27 protein-coding genes and 1 pseudogene are annotated in these 21,492 nt (G+C 52.3%); 17 read left to right on the top strand and 11 right to left on the bottom strand.

What is annotated here, in order from left to right:
• The 8 genes and pseudogenes from PY990_RS14050 to PY990_RS16375 form a co-directional block, all read left to right on the top strand.
• Positions 1–231 (top strand): carboxymuconolactone decarboxylase family protein (locus tag PY990_RS14050; RefSeq protein WP_413789542.1); only part of this gene is annotated, 231 nt, incomplete at its 5' end.
• Between the two features lie 137 nt (positions 232–368).
• On the top strand, positions 369–884 hold the full coding sequence (locus PY990_RS14055; protein ID WP_275272138.1) for a YkgB family protein: 516 nt from the start codon (positions 369–371) through the stop codon (positions 882–884).
• Positions 885–1,118: 234 nt separating this feature from the next.
• Complete coding sequence (locus tag PY990_RS14060) at positions 1,119–1,388, top strand: archaeosortase/exosortase family protein (protein ID WP_275272139.1); 270 nt, start codon at positions 1,119–1,121, stop codon at positions 1,386–1,388.
• 55 nt (positions 1,389–1,443) lie between these two features.
• Complete coding sequence (locus tag PY990_RS14065; protein WP_159572444.1) at positions 1,444–1,806, top strand: transposase; 363 nt, start codon at positions 1,444–1,446, stop codon at positions 1,804–1,806.
• Positions 1,807–1,826: 20 nt separating this feature from the next.
• Positions 1,827–2,141 (top strand): IS66 family insertion sequence element accessory protein TnpB, encoded by a 315-nt coding sequence (tnpB, locus tag PY990_RS14070; protein ID WP_256366127.1) that lies wholly within the window; start codon positions 1,827–1,829, stop codon positions 2,139–2,141.
• A gap of 59 nt (positions 2,142–2,200) precedes the next feature.
• The gene (tnpC, locus tag PY990_RS14075) at positions 2,201–3,823 is read left to right on the top strand and encodes an IS66 family transposase (RefSeq protein ID WP_275272140.1); all 1,623 of its coding nucleotides are present in this window, start codon (positions 2,201–2,203) and stop codon (positions 3,821–3,823) included.
• A gap of 27 nt (positions 3,824–3,850) precedes the next feature.
• Positions 3,851–4,117 (top strand): annotated as a pseudogene (xrtH, locus tag PY990_RS14080) (exosortase H); the annotation flags it as partial.
• A 67-nt stretch (positions 4,118–4,184) separates the two neighbouring features.
• Complete coding sequence (locus PY990_RS16375; protein WP_413789543.1) at positions 4,185–4,403, top strand: hypothetical protein; 219 nt, start codon at positions 4,185–4,187, stop codon at positions 4,401–4,403.
• Here the strand turns inward: PY990_RS16375 and PY990_RS14085 are convergent.
• Entirely contained in the window at positions 4,308–4,850 is a 543-nt protein-coding gene (locus PY990_RS14085; protein ID WP_275272141.1) for a transposase, read from the bottom strand. The two genes, PY990_RS16375 and PY990_RS14085, sit on opposite strands and share 96 nt — an antisense overlap.
• Positions 4,851–4,933: 83 nt before the next feature.
• Between PY990_RS14085 and PY990_RS16380 the strand changes: the two genes are divergently transcribed.
• The 8 genes from PY990_RS16380 to PY990_RS14120 all read left to right on the top strand — a co-directional run bounded on the left by PY990_RS16380 (position 4,934) and on the right by PY990_RS14120 (position 13,510).
• On the top strand, positions 4,934–5,257 hold the full coding sequence (locus tag PY990_RS16380) for a restriction endonuclease subunit S (protein WP_413789544.1): 324 nt from the start codon (positions 4,934–4,936) through the stop codon (positions 5,255–5,257).
• Positions 5,254–8,244 carry a type I restriction endonuclease subunit R gene (locus PY990_RS14090; RefSeq protein ID WP_275272142.1) on the top strand — a complete coding sequence of 997 codons (2,991 nt, stop codon included), beginning with the start codon at positions 5,254–5,256 and terminating at the stop codon, positions 8,242–8,244. Before PY990_RS16380 ends, PY990_RS14090 begins: the two co-directional genes overlap by 4 nt.
• An 18-nt stretch (positions 8,245–8,262) precedes the next feature.
• Positions 8,263–9,732 carry an anti-phage dCTP deaminase gene (locus PY990_RS14095; RefSeq protein ID WP_275272143.1) on the top strand — a complete coding sequence of 490 codons (1,470 nt, stop codon included), beginning with the start codon at positions 8,263–8,265 and terminating at the stop codon, positions 9,730–9,732.
• Entirely contained in the window at positions 9,729–9,932 is a 204-nt protein-coding gene (locus PY990_RS14100; RefSeq protein ID WP_275272144.1) for a hypothetical protein, read from the top strand. The genes PY990_RS14095 and PY990_RS14100 overlap by 4 nt, the downstream gene beginning before the upstream one ends.
• Before the next feature lie 309 nt (positions 9,933–10,241).
• Entirely contained in the window at positions 10,242–11,168 is a 927-nt protein-coding gene (rpoH, locus tag PY990_RS14105; protein ID WP_275272145.1) for an RNA polymerase sigma factor RpoH, read from the top strand.
• A gap of 73 nt (positions 11,169–11,241) precedes the next feature.
• Positions 11,242–11,919, top strand: coding sequence for a glutathione S-transferase (locus PY990_RS14110; RefSeq protein WP_275272146.1), 678 nt, complete (start codon positions 11,242–11,244; stop codon positions 11,917–11,919).
• A 16-nt stretch (positions 11,920–11,935) separates the two neighbouring features.
• Positions 11,936–12,661 carry a FecR family protein gene (locus PY990_RS14115; RefSeq protein ID WP_275272147.1) on the top strand — a complete coding sequence of 242 codons (726 nt, stop codon included), beginning with the start codon at positions 11,936–11,938 and terminating at the stop codon, positions 12,659–12,661.
• 213 nt (positions 12,662–12,874) lie between these two features.
• Positions 12,875–13,510 carry a hypothetical protein gene (locus PY990_RS14120; RefSeq protein WP_275272148.1) on the top strand — a complete coding sequence of 212 codons (636 nt, stop codon included), beginning with the start codon at positions 12,875–12,877 and terminating at the stop codon, positions 13,508–13,510.
• Here PY990_RS14120 and PY990_RS14125 read toward each other — a convergent pair whose 3' ends face one another.
• From PY990_RS14125 to PY990_RS14145, 5 genes are read right to left on the bottom strand one after another with little or no spacing between them, the layout of a single operon-like run.
• Positions 13,511–14,119 (bottom strand): SCO family protein, encoded by a 609-nt coding sequence (locus PY990_RS14125; RefSeq protein WP_275272149.1) that lies wholly within the window; start codon positions 14,117–14,119, stop codon positions 13,511–13,513. It lies immediately after the preceding gene.
• Positions 14,120–14,124: 5 nt separating this feature from the next.
• On the bottom strand, positions 14,125–15,027 hold the full coding sequence (gene cyoE, locus PY990_RS14130) for a heme o synthase (RefSeq protein WP_275272150.1): 903 nt from the start codon (positions 15,025–15,027) through the stop codon (positions 14,125–14,127).
• Positions 15,028–15,035: 8 nt separating this feature from the next.
• A complete protein-coding gene (locus PY990_RS14135) occupies positions 15,036–16,043 on the bottom strand; it encodes a COX15/CtaA family protein (protein ID WP_275272151.1) in 1,008 nt (335 codons plus the stop codon).
• 12 nt (positions 16,044–16,055) lie between these two features.
• A complete protein-coding gene (locus PY990_RS14140; protein ID WP_105027528.1) occupies positions 16,056–16,688 on the bottom strand; it encodes an SCO family protein in 633 nt (210 codons plus the stop codon).
• Complete coding sequence (locus tag PY990_RS14145) at positions 16,685–17,515, bottom strand: SURF1 family protein (RefSeq protein WP_275272152.1); 831 nt, start codon at positions 17,513–17,515, stop codon at positions 16,685–16,687. The genes PY990_RS14140 and PY990_RS14145 overlap by 4 nt, the downstream gene beginning before the upstream one ends.
• A 53-nt stretch (positions 17,516–17,568) precedes the next feature.
• Here PY990_RS14145 and PY990_RS14150 point away from each other — a divergent pair, with 53 nt between their 5' ends.
• On the top strand, positions 17,569–17,769 hold the full coding sequence (locus PY990_RS14150; RefSeq protein WP_008247552.1) for a twin transmembrane helix small protein: 201 nt from the start codon (positions 17,569–17,571) through the stop codon (positions 17,767–17,769).
• A 101-nt stretch (positions 17,770–17,870) separates the two neighbouring features.
• Here PY990_RS14150 and PY990_RS14155 read toward each other — a convergent pair whose 3' ends face one another.
• From PY990_RS14155 to ctaD, 5 genes are all read right to left on the bottom strand, one after another.
• Positions 17,871–18,725, bottom strand: coding sequence for a cytochrome c oxidase subunit 3 (locus tag PY990_RS14155; protein ID WP_275272153.1), 855 nt, complete (start codon positions 18,723–18,725; stop codon positions 17,871–17,873).
• Between the two features lie 63 nt (positions 18,726–18,788).
• Positions 18,789–19,019 (bottom strand): DUF2970 domain-containing protein, encoded by a 231-nt coding sequence (locus tag PY990_RS14160; protein ID WP_275272154.1) that lies wholly within the window; start codon positions 19,017–19,019, stop codon positions 18,789–18,791.
• Entirely contained in the window at positions 19,019–19,585 is a 567-nt protein-coding gene (locus tag PY990_RS14165; protein ID WP_275272155.1) for a cytochrome c oxidase assembly protein, read from the bottom strand. The genes PY990_RS14160 and PY990_RS14165 overlap by 1 nt, the downstream gene beginning before the upstream one ends.
• Before the next feature lie 33 nt (positions 19,586–19,618).
• Positions 19,619–19,756 carry a cytochrome oxidase small assembly protein gene (locus PY990_RS14170; RefSeq protein ID WP_275272156.1) on the bottom strand — a complete coding sequence of 46 codons (138 nt, stop codon included), beginning with the start codon at positions 19,754–19,756 and terminating at the stop codon, positions 19,619–19,621.
• 127 nt (positions 19,757–19,883) lie between these two features.
• The gene (gene ctaD / locus PY990_RS14175; RefSeq protein WP_275272157.1) at positions 19,884–21,488 is read right to left on the bottom strand and encodes a cytochrome c oxidase subunit I; all 1,605 of its coding nucleotides are present in this window, start codon (positions 21,486–21,488) and stop codon (positions 19,884–19,886) included.
• Positions 21,489–21,492 lie beyond the last annotated feature (4 nt).

Consider the following 21,492-nt stretch of genomic DNA (forward strand, 5'->3'; position numbering starts at 1 on the left):
AATGACCCTAAGGCCGACGCAGCCGTGCGTTTTGCTGCCGCCGTAGTCCGCCAGCGCGGGCAAGTCAGCAATGACCAGGTCCAAGCGGTGCTGAACGCTGGCTACAGTGATGCACATGTAGTGGATATTCTGTTGGCTGTTGCTCTGAACACTTTCACTAACTACGTTAACGAAGTGACACAGACCGAGGTCGACTTCCCGGCCGTTCAACCACTAGGCATTGATGTCTAATCCATTGGTGCTCAACTACAGCAATTACCTAAGTTAGGTTCGACTCGAGTAAACATATAGTTTTTCTCAAGAGTCATATCATTTTAGTGGGCTACATAGAGTGAGTCCACATGGCTAAAAATAATTGGAGATATAAGATGACTATTCCCGAAATTGAAAATGGTGTCCAGACTACCAATACCCTTAGTAATAGTCTCGGTGCAAAAATCACTAAGTTTGGTATAGGTGGCATCTACGTTGCCATGACGATAATATATTTGTGGTTTGGTGGCATGAAATTCACTAGCTACGAAGCAAACGGTATACATGGTTTTGTTAGTAATAGCCCTCTGCTTTCGTGGATGTATAGCTTCCTCAGCATTCAAGGATTCTCAAATTTTCTGGGTGTGCTTGAAATTTCAGTTGGCCTGTTAATCGCTGCACGAGTTTTCTCCCCTAAGCTCGCAATCTTGGGCGGTGTACTTTCAACCGGACTCTTTTTTACGACATTGTCGTTCATGCTGACTACACCCGGTGTTTTTGAGGCATCTCTTGGGTTTCCTGCGATCTCTGTGGTTCCTGGCCAGTTTTTGCTAAAAGATTTAGGCTTGTTTGTCGTGTCTATATTTATCGTAGGTACATCACTTACAGCACTGGAGCACAAAAACAAATAAGCCTCACCCGAAACAACTATAAGTTAGATGGCTCCTAAACACATTAGAGAGCCTTTATTTTTATCTTTTAAAACACCTTTATAAGTGCTTCAAGTACGTGCCTTACTAGAGGCTGGCCTGATGGGGCTGGTTGCACTGCGGGCCCGGCGTTCTTTCAGCTAACGGAATTAATCGATCCCGAACCATCTTCGGGATCGTTTTCAACATCAGCGACGGTTTTATGAAGGTCCGGCCTTGATTCGTTTTTTTGTGCTGTTTTTTGTCATTATGATGGCACTTTTTACCGTTGAACTGCTCCCGCTCGGACAGCAGTATTTTGTTACACCTCTGACATCGGGCCTGGCTGCTGTGTCGGGTGTATTGATCGATCTCTTGGGGCGGGATGTCTTAACCCAGGGTGTCATCATCTATGACCTGAACGCCCGTTTTGCCATCGAGATTGCCGCAGGCTGCAATGGTGTCGAGGCCATGATTTTGCGTAAGCCCCCAGCAAACCCATCTTGAAATGACTGGTTCTGAACGGCGACCATAGTGTCCACTCCATTTCTTGGTGGACACCATGAGTGCACTTCAAACTACCCCGAAACGTCCCGTTCGTGTGTATCGAGCACCTGAATTCAAATCGAAGTTGGTCAGGCTTGCGCTTGAACCTGGCGCCTCAGTTTCCGGCGTGGCCGTGGCGCACGGTGTGAACCCTAACCTGCTTCGTCGGTGGGTCAAAGAGTCTGGCGCTTTGATCACCCCGCCAGCTTTTGTTCCTGTTCGAATTGAATCCAGCGTCGTTCGTGACACTCACACGCCAGCGAGCAACAGCCAACGCGTCGAAGTCAACATCGCTCGCGGTGATCTCCACATTCAGTTTAAATTGGATTCATTGCAGATCACTGAACTTGGCCAAGTGCTTCGCGAGGTGTTGCGTTGATCCGTGTGGACGCAATCTGGATGAGCACCGCACCCTGCGACATGCGTTGTGGCATGGACACTTTGATGAATCAAATCATTGCCGTGTTTGGTGCTGCTCAGGCCCACCACGCTTATTTGTTTACAAACCGTGGTGCCAATCGAATGAAGGTCATTGTGCATGACGGCTTTGGAGTCTGGCTGTGCAGCCGCAGGCTGCACAAAGGTAGTTTTAATTGGGGCAAGAGTGCTGATTTAGGCTCATCGGTCACGCTGTCCACTGAACAATTCAACGCGCTGATTGTAGGGCTACCCTGGCAGCGTCTCGGCGAATATTCCAGCATCAAATATCTCTGAATTTCAATTGGCAAGATTGCCAATAGTTGGCGTGGATGGTGTGTGGCAATATCTGCGTCATGACCTCAAGCCCCACGCCAGAACAGATTGCCAAGATGGACGCAGACCAACTGCAGGCGATGCTACTGGGACAAATCAAAGCCAACTCGGTATTGCAGGTGGAGGCCCTTGAGCTTCGAGCTAGCAATATAAATCTTCAGGCTGTGAACGCCGAGCTTCAGGTGGTGGTGAAGTACAAAGACGCTGTCATCTCCAAGATCACCCTCGAACTGGCGCTTCACAAAAGGTTCCGGTTCAGCAAGAAGGCTGAATCCCTGACAGTTGAACAACGGCACTTGTTTGATGAAACAATCGACGGCGACACTGCTCAGATTGAGCAGGAAGAACTGGACAAGCTGCCCGAGCAAGACAAAGAAGTCGTTAGCAGAAACCTCAAGCCCAAGCGCAAAGCGCTGCCACCCGAGCTGCCCCGTACAGAAATTCGCCATGAACTTGATTCAACCCTGTGCAAATGTGGCTGCCAGTTAAAGCGGATTGGTGAAGATGTTTCTGAGAAGTTGAACCACCACCCTGGCACCTTCAGCGTAGAGCGCCACATCCGTGGCAAGTGGGTGTGTGATAGGTGCGAAACCCTGATTCAAGCCCCAGTGCCCGCGCATGTGATCGACAAGGGCATGGCCACCACCAACTTGTTGGCCCAAGTGCTGGTGAACAAGTTTGCAGACCACTTGCCGCTGTACAGGCAAGAACAAATGTTTGACCGCACTGGCTACAAACTATCGGCCAGCACCATGGGTTCCTGGGTAGGCCAGTGTGGCGCAGCTTTGCAGCCCTTAGTGAATGCATTGCGCACAGAAATCCTGAAACAAGGCGTGCTGCATGCGGATGAAACACCCATCACCATGCTGAACGGAGCGGCCAAGGATAAAAACAGCACCACCAAGAAAGCCTACTTGTGGGCCTATGCCACTACGCAACATGCTGACATCAAAGCAGTGGTGTTTGACTTTGCAGAAGGTCGAAGCGGTCAACATGCCAAGGCCTTTCTGGATGGCTGGAGTGGCACGCTGATTTGTGATGATTACCAAGGCTACAAAGCCCTGATCAAAGACAACCAAATTACGGAAGCAGGCTGCATGGCGCACGCGCGGCGCAAGTTCTTCGAACTGTTTGCTGCCAACAAGAGCCACATTGCCCAAGCCGCCCTGGAACAATTCAACGCCATTTATGCAGTTGAAGCACAGTTGCAAGACATGCCACCTGATGAGCGACGACATCGACGGCAAGCAGATATAAAACCGTTGATGGACAAACTTCGACAATGGTTGCTCGACCACAAGATCGAGGTGCCCGACGGGTCGGGCACGATGAAGGCCATTGATTACAGCTTGAAACGCTGGGATGCGCTCACCACATTCCTGGGTGATCCACACACGCCGATAGACAACAACTGGGTGGAGAACCAGATTCGCCCCATCGCAGTGGGTCGCAAGAACTGGCTATTTGCCGGAAGCCTGCGCTCAGGCCAACGCAATGCAGCGATCATGAGTCTTGTGCAATCGGCCAAACTCAATGGCCTGAACCCGCTGGAATATCTAAAGGATGTGATGGACCGCCTGCCCACGCAGCCGTACAGCAGGATCAATGAATTGCTGCCGCACAACTGGAAACCAGCGAACTAATCAAGACGGGTTTGCTGGGGGCTTACGATTTTGCTCACGGCAGCCATCCTGGCCTTCCCTTCACCCTGGAAACACAAGCTGATCGGCATTGCCCTGGGTTGGATTGCAATTCAGGGGCTGAACCTGGTGCGGATTGTGTCCCTGTTTTTTCTCGGGTTGTGGAACGAAACCGCCTTTGAGTGGGCCCACCTTTATCTGTGGCAGGCATTGATCATGCTGGACGCATTGGTGGTCTGGCTACTGTGGATACGGGCGCTGCCAGCCAGGGAGGCTACCAGTGAAGTTGCTGCCTAGTAACGTTATTGGCCGTTTTGTCTGCCTGATACTGCTGTGGTTGCCTGTCTGGCTTGCTCTCTGGTATGTGGCCGCAGGTGTTCTTGCCGCCCCGGCAGTATGGCTGGGGGCACTGGGCATCAATCTCTTTGAGGGCGGGTTAATTGATGATCTGGCGAGGCAGGGCCATCAATACACCCTGATCACCCGCTTAACAGTGGAGGTGCCGGACGCACCCGAGGGTGCCCTGGGGCAGATCATGGTAGAAAAAACCCGCTGCTCTACACTTGGAATCTGCCGGTGCTGATGGCGCTGCTGTCTCCGCGAGTGCTGTGTTCTTGCGATGTAGCTCTCGTTCCAGCTCTTTGATCCGCTTGCGCTGCTGCTTGGCTTCATCCGCTTCTCGACGGCGGTCCTCATAGGACAGGCTGGCGGCTTGTTCGCAGTCATGACGCCAGCGTTGCAGCTGCTCGGGATACAGTCCCCGTTGACGACAATAGGCAGCAACGTCTTCGGTGTTCATCGCTGCGGTCTCAACCACCGCTGCAAACTTGTCTCGGGACGACCAGCCGGACGTACCCTGGTCACTTGCATCGGGCAAGCAGCGTCCCTCAGCACGAGCTTCTTTGCGCCACTTGTAAACAGTGGCTGGCGAGATACCCTCCTGCCGGGCGACCTCTTCTACGCTTTGGTTATAAGGCGGTAACAGCTTGGCCACAGCGGCCTGACGTCGCTCATCGGAATAGCGAGGCATACAGATCTCCAAACGCCCCTGAATGTTTAAGAGAGTGTAACAAGGGACGCGACATCAATCCTGACAGAGGGGGGAAGGCAGCGATTGCACCATGTCGTGCATTGTGCAGTGCCGACATGTATGCACTGATTCCGAAAGCGAATATCAGGAATGAGTTTCTTCTCGAGGTCCTTTTGAGTGATCGCTTCACCAGATTTGCTGTATCGGGATCAATGCGCACAGGCATTCCGAAGCTCAATCGGGCGCACTTATCTCAATACCGATGCAGAGTCCCGTCGTTGGACGAGCAGGACGCGTATCTTGATCGAGTCCGAGAGATAAGGTCAGCGGGGAGCCTGCTTGATCAAAGAAAGCTCGTGGCGCAGAGCTTAAAGAGTCAGATCGTCGCAGAGAGGATGGCGCCATGAGTTTTACAGAATCCAACACCGTCGAAGCCTACGTCCGCGATCTGCTTGCCGGTCCAGTCAAGGCTGTCCCGGCCAACACCGCCCAGGAACCTCAAGCCAGTTACGGCCCCAGCCCCAAGGGCATCGGCTGGCGCTACGCCGCCCCGGCTGAGGTGCCGCGCCAGATTCAGGAAGTGCTGGCTGAACCCTGGCTGCGTAAGTCGTTGATCCGCCTGAACCCCGAGATTGCCGCTCAGCCCGATCGCGCCGACGAGGTGCTCTACAAGCTGCGCGCCATCGTGCTGTCGGTGCGCTCGGATGGGCTGATCCGCGCCAACGAGGAAATGACCGCGTGGATGCGTGGTGAGCGCTCGATGCCCTTCGGCCACAACAATGAGCATGTGCCGGTGCGGTTGATCGACCTGGATGACCTGGCGCGGAACCAATACATCGTCACCCAACAGTACACCTACCGTGCAGGCCCCACCGAACGCCGGGCTGATCTGGTGCTATTGGTGAATGGCCTGCCGCTGGTACTGATCGAGGCCAAGACGCCGGTCAAAAAGTGCATCAGCTGGGTCGATGGCGCGGTGCAGGTACACGACGACTACGAGAAGTTCGTGCCTGAGCTCTTCGTCTGCAACGTGTTCTCGGTGGCGACCGAAGGCAAGGCTTACCACTATGGGTCCATCGGCCTGCCGGTCAAGGATTGGGGGCCGTGGCATCTGGATGGCGACGGTGACGATGGTCAGCACCACCCTCTGAAGTCGCTCAAACTGTCCGCTGAAAGCATGTTGCGCCCACATGTGGTGCTGGACATCCTAGGCAGCTTCACCCTCTTCGCCACTAACAAGAAAAAGCAGCGCATCAAGATCATCTGCCGCTACCAGCAGTTTGAAGCGGCCAACAAGATCGTCGAGCGCGTGCTGGCGGGCTACCCCAGGAAGGGCTTGATCTGGCACTTCCAGGGCTCGGGCAAATCTCTGCTGATGGTCTTTGCCGCGCAGAAGCTGCGCATGCATGCCGGCCTGAAAAATCCCACCGTGCTGATCGTGGTGGACAGGATCGATCTCGACAGTCAGATCACGGGTACGTTTACCGGAGCGGACATTCCCAATCTGGAAAAGGCGGACACCCGCGAGAAGCTGCAGCTGCTGCTGGCTCAGGACGTGCGCAAGATCATCATCACCACGATCTTCAAGTTTGGCGAGGCCAATGGCAGCCTGAACGACCGCAGCAACATCATCGCCTTGGTGGACGAAGCCCACCGCACGCAAGAAGGCGATCTGGGCCGCAAGATGCGTGAGGCCCTGCCCAACGCGTTTCTGTTCGGCCTGACCGGTACGCCTATCAACCGTGCCGACCGCAACACCTTCTACGCCTTTGGTGCCGACGAAGACGAGAAGGGCTACATGAGCCGGTACGGCTTCGAAGAGTCAATCCGCGACGGTGCCACGCTGAAACTGCACTTCGAACCGCGCTTGATCGACCTGCACATTGACAAAGCCGTGCTGGATGCCGACTACAAAGACCTGACCGGCGGCCTGTCAGATTTGGACAAAGATAACCTCGCCAAGACCGCCGCCAAGATGGCCGTGCTGGTGAAGACGCCTGAGCGCATCCGAAAGGTGTGCGAAGACATCGTCGAGCACTTCCAGACCAAGGTAGAGCCCAATGGCTTCAAGGGCCAGATCGTCACTTTCGACCGGGAGTCCTGCCTGCTGTTCAAGGCTGAGCTGGACAAGCTGCTGCCGCCCGAGGCTACGGACATCGTGATGTCGGTGCAGGCAGCGGACAAGAAGGAACATCCAGAGTACACGGCCTATGACCGTTCACGCGATGAAGAAGAACGGCTGCTCGACCGCTTCCGCGACCCGGCCGACCCTCTGAAGCTGATCATCGTCACGGCCAAGCTGCTGACCGGCTTTGATGCGCCGATCTTGCAGGCCATGTACCTCGACAAGCCACTGCGCGACCACACGCTGTTGCAGGCCATCTGCCGGGTGAACCGCACTTACTCGGAGCAGAAGACCCACGGACTGATAGTCGACTACCTCGGCATCTTCGATGATGTGGCAGCAGCGCTGGAGTTCGACGACCAGAGCGTCAAGCAGGTGGTCAGCAACATCCAGGAGTTGAAGGACAAGCTACCTGAGGCGATGCAGAAATGCCTAGCCTTCTTCGCCGGCTGCGACCGCAGCATGCAAGGCTACGAGGGCCTGATCGCCGCGCAGCAGTGCCTGCCCAACAACGAGATGCGAGATAACTTTGCTGCTGAGTACAGCGTACTCAACAAGATCTGGGAGACGCTGTCACCGGACACCGTTCTAAGCCCCTTCGAAAAGGACTACAAGTGGTTGTCGCAGGTGTACCAGTCGGTGCAGCCCTCCAGTGGCCACGGCAAGCTGATCTGGCACTCGCTGGGCGCCAAGACCATCGAGCTGATTCACCAGAACGTGCATGTGGACGCCGTGCGGGATGACCTCGACACCCTGGTGCTGGACGCTGATCTGCTGGAGGCTGTGCTGTCGAACCCCGATCCGAAGAAGGCCAAGGAGATCGAGATCAAGCTCAAGCGCCGGCTGCGCGGGCATGGTGCAAATCCGAAATTTAAACAACTCTCAGAGCGCTTAGACGCCCTAAAAGATCGGTTTGAGTCAGGTCAAGTAAATAGTGTGGAATTTCTGAAGCAACTGTTAGAAATTGCCAGAGAAACTCTAAAAGCCGAGAAAGATACGCCACTCATAGAAAACGAAGATCGAGGAAAGGCTGCCTTGACCCAACTCTTCGAAGAAGTTAAAACTGATAGCACCCCTATCATTGTGGAAAGGGTTGTTTCAGATGTTGATGAGATAGTAAGACTTGTTCGCTTCCCAGGATGGCAAAGTACTCAAGCAGGTGAACGAGAAGTGAAAAAGGCTCTTCGAAAAGCTTTGTTTAAATACAAGTTACATACTGACGACGATCTTTTTGAGAAATCATTTCAATATATTAAAGAATATTACTGATTTCCTACAGGCCATAAAATGACAACAAATCAATATGCAAAAAACTGCGAATTAGTTGTAGGTATCGTCGCTCCTGTTGGGATAAACCTTGACGATGTCCAGAATAGGTTGACCTCTTTGCTGGAACAATTTCAATATAAGTTGAATTGGATTCACTTAAGTAAATTGAGTCAGCGTTATGTTGAACAGACCGGGGCAACGTGTAACTCAGAACTTGAACGCCTGAACCAGGGAATGAATAACGGCAATTATTGTCGCGAAAAGTTTCAGAGGGGTGATTTCTTCGCCCTACTTGCAATCAATCAAATTAATGAAATGAGAAAGGTTGATTCCTCTGGAAACACTGAACCATCCCCGCGAGTTGCACATGTAATTAGATCACTCAAACATCCAGATGAGGTAGAAACACTCCGAAGAACCTATGGGGATGGATTTTTTCTTCTCGGAGTTTCATCAAGTATAAAAACTAGACGTCACTTCCTACACAATGTTAAAGGTATACCCCAAGATGAGCTCGATCGTTTAATCGGAAGAGACGACCGAGAGGTTGGTGATTTCGGTCAGAGGACTAGAGATGTCTTTCAAATGGCAGACGCATTTGTAACCACAGATGACAACACTAGGCTTTCTGACCAGCTCTCAAGAATACTGGATCTGCTGTTCTCAGCCCCAGCGATATCTCCTACAGCAGACGAATACGCCATGTTTTTAGCATACGCGGCTTCTTTAAGATCTGCAGATCTTTCCCGACAGGTTGGGGCCGTTATCGCGAATCGCCATATGGATATTATCGCTACAGGCGCTAATGACGTGCCAAAATTTGGTGGTGGACTTTACTGGCCAAACGACGAAGACCAACGTGATCATATTCGCAAGGAAGATTACAATGAACGTGAAAAACGGAATCTCACTCTTAAAATCATGAAAAAATTCAAGCCCGAGTCAACTTCGCAGGATGAGGAGCTTCTTCATGAGGGTCTTGACTTACTTAAAGACACAGGGATTCTTGATATCACGGAATATGGTCGCGCTGTTCATGCGGAGATGGAGGCTTTGCTAAGTGCGGCTCGTAATGGAATTTCCGTTAGAGATTGTACTCTCTACACAACGACGTTTCCGTGCCACAATTGCACAAAACATATCGTTGCAGCTGGAATCAAAGAAGTAAAATTTGTGGAACCATATCCAAAAAGTTTTGCGACTAAGATGCATGACGACTCTATTGAAACGAATGGAGACGATACAGCGAACAAAGTTCAGTTTGAGCCATTCGTAGGTATTGGCCCCCGAAGATTCGTTGATCTTTTTTCAATGAATCTTGGTAGCGGAAGGAATCTAACGAGGAAACATGACGGCCGACTAATTCACTGGGACAGATCGAATGCTGAGCTTAGGGTACCAATGACCCCACTGTCATATTTAGAAGCTGAAGTTAGCTTGGTAAATAAACTCGCAAATGTAATTCAAGAGAGAGGAGTCAAATCATGAAATCCAACAGTAATTTTGAACGAGCTAAATCTGCAACTGATAGCTGGCCAAGCTGGAAGCGTTCTTACGAACTCACAAAAGACTCCTCAAAATCTCAGTTTGGGCAGTCGGCACGCGCACCTGAAACTAAGTCAAATTTGGATGTCGGAAGCGCCAAACTAGCTAGCGGTACGAATAAACCCACAACTTCGGAATCGTAATAAACACAGTATTGAGGAACGATTCATAATCCTCGCCATCCATATCACTCTACAAATTTAGAGGTGAACAGGCTACTAGCGATTCGTACGCAAGTAGCCTGTCTGCTTTTTGATCCCCGAAAACTCCGGCTAAAAATGAATAAGAACCGCTATCAACTGACGACAAAATCTGACAATTAAGACAACTGTCTTGAAAATCTACAAATTGACAGGGGCTGTGATGGAACTTTCCGACCCATTAGCACTCACAAACGAAGAGTGCTAAAATTAATTGGAAATTGGTTCATTAATTCGGAGAACACCGCAATCATGACCACTGCATTGACCCTTGCTAACCCACGCGCCGCTGGCAACAGCCTTGCTGTGCGCGACCCATGGGCACTGGTGGCCCGTGGCCCGCTTGGCAACCTAGATGCCTACATATCAGCCACGCACCAAATTCCCATGCTGTCGCCCGAAGAAGAAGTTGAGCTTGGCGAACGCCTACAACGCGACAACGATCTTGAGGCGGCCCGCCGCCTGGTACTCAGCCACCTGCGCCTGGTGGTTGCAGTGGCACGGCAGTACCTGGGGTACGGCTTGCCCCACGCCGACCTGATTCAGGAAGGCAATATCGGCCTGATGAAAGCCGTGAAGCGATTCGACCCCACGCGCGGCGTGCGGCTGGTCAGCTTTGCTTTGCACTGGATCAAAGCTGAAATTCACGAGTACATCATTCGCAACTGGCGCATGGTGAAAATGATCACCACCAAAGCGCACCGCAAGCTGTTTTTTAACCTGAACAGCTTCAAGAAGTACGGTCAAACCCTGTCGCCTGATCAAATCAACGAGGTGGCCAGTGAATTGAATGTACGCCCCGAGGACGTGTATGACATGGAGCGCCGCATGGCTGGCCATGAATTTAGCCTGGACCCGGTGGTAGACGCAGACAACGAAGAAAACAGTTACAACCCCGTGCGCTATTTGGCCGCCGAAGGTGCCGAGCCCACTGAGGTGCTGGAAGGTGTCAACATGGAGCGCCTGCACAGCGAAGGTCTGGACCTAGCCTTGGCCAGCCTGGACGAGCGCAGCCAGCGCATTATTTCCAGCCGCTGGTTGGCCGGTGACAACGCCAAAACCCTGCACGACCTGGCTGCAGAGCTGGGTGTGTCGGCCGAGCGGGTTCGCCAAATTGAAACCCAGGCGATGAAAAAGATGAAAACCGCTTTGCTGAAATATGAACAGGGCGAGGTTTAAAGCTGGGCTGTAATCATTTTGGGTGAAAACTAACCTACACTAAGGGCTTGGCAACAAGCCCTTTTTTACGACCATGATCGACGTACACCACCTGGAACACTCGCGCTCGCAGCGCATTATCTGGCTGCTTGAAGAACTTGGCCTGCCTTACAAGGTAACCCGCTATGCGCGCGACGCCAAAACCTACCTGGCCCCACCCGAATTGCTGAAAATTCACCCCCTGGGGAAATCGCCTGTGATTACCGATGGCGACATTACCGTGGCCGAGAGCGGTGCCATTGTGGAATACCTGATCGACAAGGCTGGTGGCAAATTTCGCCCCGCTGCGGGTACCCAGGCACATCGGGATTACACTTATTGGATGCACTTTGCCGAAGGCACAGCCATGCCCCCACTGGTCATGACCCTGGTATTCAATAAAATTGAGAATGCTCCAGTACCCGCTTTGTTGAAGCCAATTGTTTTACCGATTGCACGCGGCATTTCCAAGCAAGTGAAAACCAGTTTCATCAACCCCAACCTTGAAAAGCAGTTCGCTTACATTGAAAGCGTGCTGGCCAAGAATGAGTGGTTTTGCGGCAGCGAAATGACCGGCGCCGACTTCATGATGAGTTTTCCACTGGAAGCAGCCATGAGTCGCGCCGAGAGCATCAACAGCATGCCCAAAATTTCAGCTTACGTAAAACGCATCCACGCCATGCCCAGTTTCAAAAAAGCACTGGAAGTGGGCGGTCCGTACAATTACGCTTAAATTCGCTGAATAACGCATGAACGCAGTAAGCACGTCGATAGAACAACAGGCAAAAATCACCAAAATCAACGGCAGTGCGCAGTTGATTCGGGATGGTTTCTTCCTGCCCGCGCAAGCAGGCATGGTTCTATTGCCGGGCGACCGTGTTCTCAGCGATGCGGGCGGCAAGGCAGTGATTGAGTTCACTGGCGTGAAAGATGCGCTGATTATTGAGAATGGTGCGGCTGCCACATTCAACCTGGAAGTGGTTGAAATGGACAAGGCACCGCAGTGGATCGCCACCGACCTGTATGGCCAGGGTGTGTATTTCGACGGCCAACAGGCTTCCGAGAAAACCGCCGGCACTGCGGACAACCCGGACCTGTTCGGGCTGTTTGGCACCACCAACGCCAATGGCGAGTCGACCGGCTACCCAGTACTGGAAAGCCTGGTGTTTTTAGGTGCCACCGCAGCCATATACAGCGACAACGAAGACAACACAAACACCACTGAAACCACCAGCACCACCGAATCAGGCAACAACAATTCGGGTACTGGTGACAACAACAACCCGCCACCGGCTCCTGAACCGAATCCCGACCCAGAACCTGAAGAACCTGCCGCCAGCCCTCTGGACGCCGTACTTTCCCCCGTGACCAATGCGCTGGACGATTTACTCTCTGCCCTTGGTGCCCCCTCCCCTGTGGGCAGTCTTGCCGTACCTGTGCAAGCCAGCAGCAACAGCCTCGATTTGCCAAGTTAAGACCCCGCCACTTGAACGTTCGCAGGGTCGATTTGTCCTCTCAATGAAATATAACTCGTTAGTAACTTGAGAGACTATTCCCTTGCAGATCGAACAATACTCTGTTCTGCACAACGGAATAGGCTTTGTGCATAGAACTATGCGTGACGAGAATACGCTCATTCACTGAATAAGATGTGTGAACTGAGTTTGGCAGCAAAGGACCTGTTTCTTATGAGCGGTAACACCAACTTCGGGCTCGATTTTTCCGAGGCCAAATCAATTGCCAGCACTGGCAAACCTCTCGAATTCACAGCAAAACCCAAGTTCGATTTAAGAACCCTTTACGCATTCACAGCACCCGCAAGTGCACAACGCGCAAGCGGCCCCTGTGCAATCGGTACCATTCTTCACTACCATGAGATTGGCTGGAACCACCTGCCAAAAGACCGACACGGCCACCCCTTGAACGACCCCTACATTCACGAAATCATGCGCTGGGCCGAGTGCCCAGACTTGCTCGGTGGCAGCATGGGCACCTCGCCAGCGGCCATGCTGAAAGGTCTGAGAAAAGCCGGGCTTGTTGCCAACTGGTACGCAGGCAACACACCACAAGCCACCCTGAACCTGATTCATGGCGAACTCTTTGAAGGCAGGCCCGTGATTGTATTAATTCATCACGGCCCGGAAGGCGAACCATTGTTGCTGGAATGGGAGGTGGTGTTCAACATTGAAAAAGACACGGTGAGCTCGAAACAGGCAAACATGGTACAGCAGGACAAAAAGCGCACCATTGCCGAATTCACGGCTCAAATGACCATGAATTTGCAACAGCTCAGTTGCAGCGTAATTACTGCGAGAAAAGACTAATTATTTGCCGTCGAGAATTTGTTCAACGTCGCTGACCACAGGTGCAGAATCTGCGTTGTGGCGAACCAGCAAACGCGCACGACCTTGCTGGTCGAACACATAGCTTGCGGAAGTGTGGTCCATCAGATAGTTGTCGGGCGTGCTGCCTTCCACCTTGCCGGCATACACCCGCAAGCCAGCCAACAAGGGCTTCAATTCTTCGGAAGATTCCGCGGTAAGTGCATCAAAGGTAGGGTTGAACTGGGGGACATACTTTTTCAGCAACTCGGGCGTATCGCGCTCGGGATCAACAGACACAAACAGCACCTGCAAGTTATCGCCCTTCTCGCCCAGCTTGGCTTTCACCTCGCTCCATTGCTGCATGGTAATGGGGCACACATCGGGGCAGTGGGTGTAGCCAAAAAACATGGCCACCACTTTGCCTTTGTAACTTTCCATGGTGCGCTCTGTACCCGACAAGTCTTTCAACTTGAAGTTGGCCACCAATGAGGAACCCGTAATGTCGGTGTTAATGAAGCTGGCAGGCCCTGTATTACAAGCGGTCAACAGGGCCACTACCCCGAAAATCAGCCATGTTTTTACCCAACGAAACTGCGTGAAACGGCCCATACTGCTTACACCATTACATAGTGATCGACCAACAAGGCCGCGAACAAAAACGCCAGGTAGGCGATGGAATATGTGAATGCCTTCTTGGCCAAGGCATCGCTGTAGTTTTTCCAGATTTTGTAGCCATACCCAATGAATATGGCGTTCAGCACCACAGCGCTGAGCAGGTAAATTAGCCCGCTCATTTTCATGGCGAAAGGGATCAGGGTGGTAGCCGCCAGCATGATGGTGTACAAAAATACATGAAACTGCGTGAATGCCGCGCCATGCGTGACCGGTAACATGGGCAAGCCTGCGCGCGCATACTCTTGGGTGCGGTACAGGGCGAGCGCCCAGAAGTGCGGCGGGGTCCAGACAAAAATAATCAGGAACAACACCAGTGCTTCTGCAGACACACTATTGGTGACCGCTGCCCAACCCAGCACGGGTGGCATGGCACCCGAGGCACCACCAATCACAATGTTTTGTGGCGTGTTGGGCTTTAACAGCAAGGTGTAAATAATGGCGTAACCCACGAAGGTGGCCAGTGTTAGCCACATGGTCAGCGGATTCACGAATACATAAAGAATCCACACCCCTACACCGCCCACCATGCTGGAAAATACGAGTGTTTGAAGCGAATTCAGTTCACCGCGGGGCAGAGGGCGCGCGCGGGTGCGCGCCATTTTCGCGTCAATTTGTTGCTCAACCAGGCAATTGAAGGCAGCCGCAGCGCCTGCCACCAGCCAAATACCCAAAGTGCCAGCAATCAATACCTGGGCATTGGGCAAACTGGGTGTTGCCAAAAACATGCCAATGACCGCACAAAATACGATCAAGGCCACTACGCGTGGCTTGGTCAATGTCCAGTACTGTTTGGCCACGTGAGAAAAACTACCCACGGCTTTTGTTTTTTCAACGGATGGCATGTGGAGCCTTATGAAATTCGATGGCGATTGCCCGCAACTCGATAGTTTACCAAGATCAGGGTGACCAACAACAGGGCTGCGCCCCCATTGTGCGCCACGGCCAACCACAAAGGCAATTGAAACACCACGTTGCCAATGCCCATGGCAATTTGCAAAGCCAGCACAGCCGCCAGCTTGATGGCCAAGGGTTTGGTGCCCGGGTTGCGCCACAAGGCAAAAGCGAGGAAGCCCAAAATGCCAGTGACTACCAAAGCGCCAATGCGGTGAATGAAATGAATGGCCGTCAGCGATGCCACATTCAAAACCTCACCTTCAGGTGTTTCACCCAAATGACGAACGATGTGAAATGCATCCTTGAACTCCATGTGCGGCCAGAAGCTGCCCTGACAGGTGGGAAAGTCGGTACACACCACGGCGGCATAGTTGGTGCTCACCCAACCACCCAGAATGATTTGCGCTGCCACGGCCACAAAACCCACACGCGCCAGCACACGCAACCCGCTGAGGTCACGGGGCGGTGCCACGGTACGGACCGGGCTGGTTTGTCGAAGCCACAGCCAGGTCAGCATGCCCAAAATGGTCATGCCACCGATCAGGTGACCAGTCACAATGGCAGGCTTGAGCAACATGGTCACGGTCCAGGCACCAAAGGCACCTTGTAAACACACGGCGAAAAACAGCCAGGTGGCCAAGGCGGGGGACTGTTTCAATTCAGCCCGCTTTTTCCAAGCCATCACCATGATGCCGATAATCAAGAAACCCAAAAATGTGGCCACATACCGGTGCGCCATTTCCTTCCAGGCTTTGGGCATTGAAACCGGACCGTGTGTTCCGCCCTGAATTTCAACAGCTTGTGCAATTTCTTCGGCCGCATGCGTGGGGGTCAGCTTGCCATAACAGCCGGGCCAGTCCGGGCAACCCAAACCAGCGTCGGTCAGGCGTACAAAAGCGCCCAACATAATCAAAAGGAATGTAAGTACTGTGGTGAATGCGACCAAACGCTTGTAACTGCTCATGCTGCTCTCGTTTTATCCGATGTTTGAAGCCCACAACAGGCGGCTAACGTCTTTGCGAAACTTGTCGAACTGAAGGGTATTGTTGGGCGGAAAACGCATCATCACATGGCCCAATGGGTCGGCCACAAACACGTGGTCGCGCACAGTGCCAATATCGGCACTGCCTTTGTTACCCACAATGCCTTGCTCCAGTGGCAACCAGCTTTTCAACTGATCTTCGCTGGCGCGCACAAAATGCACATCGGGAAATTGGCGCAACAACAGGGTTTCAAGGGGGCCGTCGTCAGTGACAAACACCACACGTTCAATACGGCCCTGTTCTTTGCCTTTTGAAGCACGGGCCTGCCGCTGGAAGTACATGGTGTTTTGGCACACTTCGTCGCAATTGCTGTTGATGACTTGAATGAGCACCCACTTGTCGGCCACCTGCTGCATGGTGAAGTCATCACCATTGATGTTCTTGAACACATCGGTCGACACATCGACCTGTGGATCAAGAATGGTGCCGTAATTGTTGGTGCCTTCGGGCTTGTCGAAAAAATACAAATAGAAAGCCGCCGCAATCGGCAAGGCACAGGTGAGGAACACCAGCAAAATGGTGATTCGACCTTTGTTCAGCTTCGCGGGTGCGCTGGCTGCGTTCATCTTTTATTCCCTTTGTAAAACTCGCTTCGAAAAAACTCTCGGTAGACAAAAAACAGAGTCAGCAACACCAACACCGCCGACATGGTAAACCACTGAAAAGCATAACCCCGGTGCTTGGCCACTTGTTCTTGCAGAGGCACTGCCAGGTGATAAAACCCACCTGCAATACTCGCCTGTGGCTGTTGTCCAGCGGTTTGCGCCACTGGCTGCTGGGTCACCACAAAATTGCTCACTGGCTCACCAGTGCGCTTTTCAAATTCATCCACACTAAAATTCGACCACACCTCAAAGCCATTGCTTTGGGCCATCACAATATTCTCGGCATCGCCCAAGGCAATGCCACGCAATTCAGCAGACTGGGCAAAGCGCGGCAAAATGGTACCTTGTAAATTGAACATTTCACCTTCCCGCATGGCCTCAGCGGGCATATTGGGCGCAAGCCGTGGCTCGGCAGGATTTCGCAGCAACAGGCCCCGATCAACGGGTATTAAAAAGCTTGCACCCTCTGGCCGAAAACCCTGCACCACTTGAACGGCCGGCCTTCCGTTTATTTGACGATTGTCTATATATATCAGGGCTTTGGCCTCGAACCTACCCCTCAATTCAATTTTCCGGTAGGACAAATTGTCCAAGTCCAGCCGGGCACTGGCTGGAGAGACAGGCTCTGCCGCCAATGCGCGCGCTTGCGCATCAAACAGGGTTTGTTTTTCCTGCGCCCGCCCGGTTTGCCATTGACCTAAACTGAAGGTGAGCCACACCAGTCCAGCCCCGATCAACAAGGTAAAGAGCAGCTTGACTTTTCCAGGTGTTTTCATTGCATTAACCATGACATACTTCCATTTGTGTGCTGTACACGGTTAGTTTTTGAAAGGTGTTCACCATGAAGTTGATCATTGGCCTGGCGTTCCTGGGCATTCTGGCAAGCCTGGGTTCGGCTTTTTTCTTTCTCATGAAAGACAAAAGCAAATCCAGCCGAACTGTGAATGCATTAACCATGCGCATCGGTTTGTCCATTGCGCTGTTCCTGCTGATTCTGTTTGCCTGGTACATGGGCTGGATAGAGTCAACCGGCATTCGATAAGTTCAAAAATTCGATAAGTTCAAAATCCAAAAAAAAGCCACCGGAGTATTCCAGTGGCTTTTTTCATTGTGTGTTTTACAGCCTGCCGGGAAATGCCCGTATTACAACCAGTAGACCACCACGTACAAGCCCAACCACACCACGTCCACGAAGTGCCAGTACCAAGCAGCAGCTTCAAATGCAAAGTGGCTGTCTGGCGTGAAGTGACCCTTGATACAGCGGATCATGATGAAGAACAGCATGATGGCACCAATGGTCACGTGGAAACCGTGGAAACCGGTCAACATGAAGAAGGTTGAGCCGAAAATGCCAGAGGTGAGCTTCAGGTTCAGATCGCGGTAAGCGTGAATGTATTCATATGCCTGAAAGCCCATGAAGATTGCGCCCAACAACACAGTGAGCGCCAGGCCCAAAATGAGCTGTGAACGCTTGTTGGCGATCAGCGCATGGTGCGCCCAAGTCAGGGTAAGGCCTGAGGTGAGCAACAGCGCAGTGTTGATGGTTGGAATTGGCCATGGACCCATGGTTTGGAATGCGTCAATGGTGCCTGCCGGGCCAGTGTTGGGCCAGTTGGCTGTGAAGTCGGGCCACAGGAATGCTTTGTTGTCGATGTCACCGAGCCAGGGCATTGCGATTTGACGGGCATAGAACAAGGCACCGAAAAACGCAGCAAAAAACATGACTTCGGAGAAAATAAACCAGCCCATGGACCAGCGGAAGGACACGTCCACACGATCGCTGTACTGACCGCTTTGGGACTCCCCCACCACATGCTTGAACCAGCCGGTCAGCACATAAATGAGAATACCCATGCTGAGTGCAAACAGGTAAGGGCCAGCTTGTGAGCCGTTTACCCACTGGGACATGCCCAGCACAAAAAAGAACATGGCCACTGCGCCAAGCACAGGCCAATGGGACAAGCCGGGCACAAAGTAATATGGTGCATTCGCACGCATGGTGGTTTCTCCTATTTCTTTAATTTAGATGCTTCAATACTGCAACAGCGAGTTTCGTACGGCTTAAGCGGAACTCACCACAAAATTTACCAAGACCAGCAACCCGATTACGAAACCCGCGGCTGCCAAGAGGCCCACAACAATGACGTGAACCGGATTTAACTTCTGCATGTCTTCCGAATGGTTTTTACCCTTTCGGACACCAAAAAATGACCACAACACAGCCGACACGGTTTGCAGAAAGGTTGCAGTACTCGCTTTACGCGATGCGGCCTCTTTGATGTCTTCCGACATTATTCTGCTGCCATGGCTGTAGCGCCGGCCACTTCAAAAAACGTGTAACTCAATGTGATGGTGTGTACATCTTGCGGCAACTTGGGGTTGATCACAAACACCACCGGAAATTCTTTGGTTTCACCCGCCTTGAATGGTTGCTGTTTAAAGCAAAAACATTCCAGTTTGGTGAAATGCTCAGCAGCCTTGCTGGGCAAATAACTGGGTATAGCTTGGCCCGCAGTGTCATTCTTCAAATTGTTGTGCACCACATAATTCATGGTAACCAACTCGCCGGGGTGAACCATCATTCGATTGGTCTCGGGCTTGAACTGAAACTTGCCACGCTCATTCGCATCAAAAATCACCTCAATGCTTCGGCTTTTGTCCACCTGGGTGTTTTTAACAATTTCTTCCGCATTCTTGGTCTGCGGTGTCAATACGTTAATCCCGGTGATTTCGCAAATGGCCTTATAAATGGGCACCAGCGCGTAACCGAAGGCAAACATGGCCACTACAATCACCACAAGGCGCACAACCATTTGTTTGTGCAAACCGCTTGTTTTTTGACTATTTCCGTTGGCCATACTGCGATACCTCTACTGCAAATTCATTAAAACCTAGTTCATCAAATTCAAGATGCTGGGTTCCATCACCTTGCGAATCAGAATGCCGATGAAAAACACGGCAGCCACTGACAGCAAAATCAAACCAGTGCGCTTGTTTTGTTTGGCTTTCTCTTTTTCCTCAGGGGTCACGCTTACTTCCTTGCTGAACCAATTCGTTGTGTAAAAAAGCCTTGTGTGCCTAACACCTGTACAAAGCCGCTTTACGCAACGGGGGGTTGGTGAATACCAAACCCCCATTGTTAAACCCGCTGGTGAATTACTTCACCATGGGTGGATCTTCAAAAGTATGGAATGGCGCTGGTGATGGAACAGTCCACTCCAGACCTTCGGCACCTTCCCATGGCTTGGCAGGTGCTGCCTCACCTTTCTGGAACATCCATGCGCGCAGCACACACCACAGGAAGATCAACTGGGACAAACCAAACCAGAAAGCACCGATGGTGGCAATGGCGTGGAAGTCAGTGAACTGTGTGGCGTAGTCGGCGTAGCGACGTGGCATGCCGGCCAAGCCCAGGAAGTGCATTGGGAAGAAAGTGACGTTGAAGCTGATCAATGAAGACCAGAAGTGCAACTTGCCCAGCCTTTCGCTGTACATGCGGCCAGACCACTTGGGCAACCAGTAGTAAGTACCAGCAAACAAGGCAAACAGTGAACCAGCCACCAGCACGTAGTGGAAGTGAGCCACAACGTAGTAAGTGTCTTGCAACTGGATGTCAACAGGAGCTACAGCCAGAATAAGGCCGGTAAAACCACCCATGGTGAACACGAAAATGAAACCCACTGCAAACAACATGGGGGTCTCGAACGTCATGGAGCCTTTCCACATGGTGGCCAACCAGTTAAACACTTTCACGCCGGTGGGCACCGCGATTAGCATGGTTGCGTACATGAAGAACAACTGGCCGGTGACTGGCATGCCGGTTGTGAACATGTGGTGCGCCCAAACGATGAATGACAGAATCGCGATGGACGCAGTGGCGTACACCATGGAGCTGTAACCGAACAGTGTTTTACGGGCGAACGTGGGCACAATGTGGCTGATGATGCCGAAGGCCGGCAAAATCATGATGTACACCTCGGGGTGACCGAAGAACCAGAAAATGTGCTGGTACATCACGGGATCGCCGCCGCCAGCGGCGTTGAAGAAGGAAGTGCCGAAGTGACGGTCAGTCAACACCATGGTGATGGCACCGGCCAACACGGGCATTACTGCAATCAACAGGTAGGCAGTGATCAACCAGGTCCAGGCGAACATCGGCATTTTCATCAAGGTCATGCCGGGAGCGCGCATGTTCAGGATGGTGGTGATGATGTTGATGGAGCCCATGATCGACGAGGCGCCCAGAATGTGCATCGCGAAAATGGCGGCATCCATACCAGGGCCCATTTGCACGGACAGGGGCGCGTACAGCGTCCAGCCGGCGGCGGTGGCACCACCAGGCATGAAGAAGGATGCGGTCAGGATGATTGCTGCAGGCACCATCAGCCAGAAGCTGAAGTTGTTCATGCGGGCAAATGCCATGTCTGAACAGCCGATTTGCAACGGGATCATCCAGTTGGCAAAACCCACAAACGCAGGCATTACGGCACCAAACACCATGATCAAACCGTGCATGGTGGTGAGCTGGTTGAAGAACTCAGGCTGAACTAGTTGCAGGCCAGGTGCGAACAGTTCTGCACGCAACATGAGGGCCAACACACCGCCTTCCAGCAGCATGATGAACGAGAAAATCAGGTACATGGTACCGATGTCTTTGTGGTTGGTTGCGTACAACCAACGGCGCCAACCATGCGGATGGTCGTGCGCGTGGTCATGGTCGTGACCATGTCCGTGGGTTAAATCTGCCGCGGTAGTGCTCATGTAA

It is taken from the genome of Limnobacter olei, from assembly GCF_029087225.1.
Lineage (GTDB): Bacteria > Pseudomonadota > Gammaproteobacteria > Burkholderiales > Burkholderiaceae_B > Limnobacter > Limnobacter olei.

Excerpts from the sequence above, each read along its gene's own strand:
- PY990_RS14055 (WP_275272138.1), top strand. The coding sequence starts at position 369 with ATGACTATTCCCGAAATTGAAAATGGTGTCCAGACTACCAATACCCTT.
- PY990_RS14065 (WP_159572444.1), top strand. The coding sequence starts at position 1,444 with ATGAGTGCACTTCAAACTACCCCGAAACGTCCCGTTCGTGTGTATCGA.
- tnpB (WP_256366127.1), top strand. The coding sequence starts at position 1,827 with ATGAGCACCGCACCCTGCGACATGCGTTGTGGCATGGACACTTTGATG.
- tnpC (WP_275272140.1), top strand. The coding sequence starts at position 2,201 with ATGACCTCAAGCCCCACGCCAGAACAGATTGCCAAGATGGACGCAGAC.
- PY990_RS14085 (WP_275272141.1), bottom strand. The coding sequence starts at position 4,850 with ATGCCTCGCTATTCCGATGAGCGACGTCAGGCCGCTGTGGCCAAGCTG.
- PY990_RS14090 (WP_275272142.1), top strand. The coding sequence starts at position 5,254 with ATGAGTTTTACAGAATCCAACACCGTCGAAGCCTACGTCCGCGATCTG.
- PY990_RS14095 (WP_275272143.1), top strand. The coding sequence starts at position 8,263 with ATGACAACAAATCAATATGCAAAAAACTGCGAATTAGTTGTAGGTATC.
- PY990_RS14100 (WP_275272144.1), top strand. The coding sequence starts at position 9,729 with ATGAAATCCAACAGTAATTTTGAACGAGCTAAATCTGCAACTGATAGC.
- rpoH (WP_275272145.1), top strand. The coding sequence starts at position 10,242 with ATGACCACTGCATTGACCCTTGCTAACCCACGCGCCGCTGGCAACAGC.
- PY990_RS14110 (WP_275272146.1), top strand. The coding sequence starts at position 11,242 with ATGATCGACGTACACCACCTGGAACACTCGCGCTCGCAGCGCATTATC.
- PY990_RS14115 (WP_275272147.1), top strand. The coding sequence starts at position 11,936 with ATGAACGCAGTAAGCACGTCGATAGAACAACAGGCAAAAATCACCAAA.
- PY990_RS14120 (WP_275272148.1), top strand. The coding sequence starts at position 12,875 with ATGAGCGGTAACACCAACTTCGGGCTCGATTTTTCCGAGGCCAAATCA.
- PY990_RS14125 (WP_275272149.1), bottom strand. The coding sequence starts at position 14,119 with ATGGGCCGTTTCACGCAGTTTCGTTGGGTAAAAACATGGCTGATTTTC.
- cyoE (WP_275272150.1), bottom strand. The coding sequence starts at position 15,027 with ATGCCATCCGTTGAAAAAACAAAAGCCGTGGGTAGTTTTTCTCACGTG.
- PY990_RS14135 (WP_275272151.1), bottom strand. The coding sequence starts at position 16,043 with ATGAGCAGTTACAAGCGTTTGGTCGCATTCACCACAGTACTTACATTC.
- PY990_RS14140 (WP_105027528.1), bottom strand. The coding sequence starts at position 16,688 with ATGAACGCAGCCAGCGCACCCGCGAAGCTGAACAAAGGTCGAATCACC.
- PY990_RS14145 (WP_275272152.1), bottom strand. The coding sequence starts at position 17,515 with ATGGTTAATGCAATGAAAACACCTGGAAAAGTCAAGCTGCTCTTTACC.
- PY990_RS14150 (WP_008247552.1), top strand. The coding sequence starts at position 17,569 with ATGAAGTTGATCATTGGCCTGGCGTTCCTGGGCATTCTGGCAAGCCTG.
- PY990_RS14155 (WP_275272153.1), bottom strand. The coding sequence starts at position 18,725 with ATGCGTGCGAATGCACCATATTACTTTGTGCCCGGCTTGTCCCATTGG.
- PY990_RS14160 (WP_275272154.1), bottom strand. The coding sequence starts at position 19,019 with ATGTCGGAAGACATCAAAGAGGCCGCATCGCGTAAAGCGAGTACTGCA.
- PY990_RS14165 (WP_275272155.1), bottom strand. The coding sequence starts at position 19,585 with ATGGCCAACGGAAATAGTCAAAAAACAAGCGGTTTGCACAAACAAATG.
- ctaD (WP_275272157.1), bottom strand. The coding sequence starts at position 21,488 with ATGAGCACTACCGCGGCAGATTTAACCCACGGACATGGTCACGACCAT.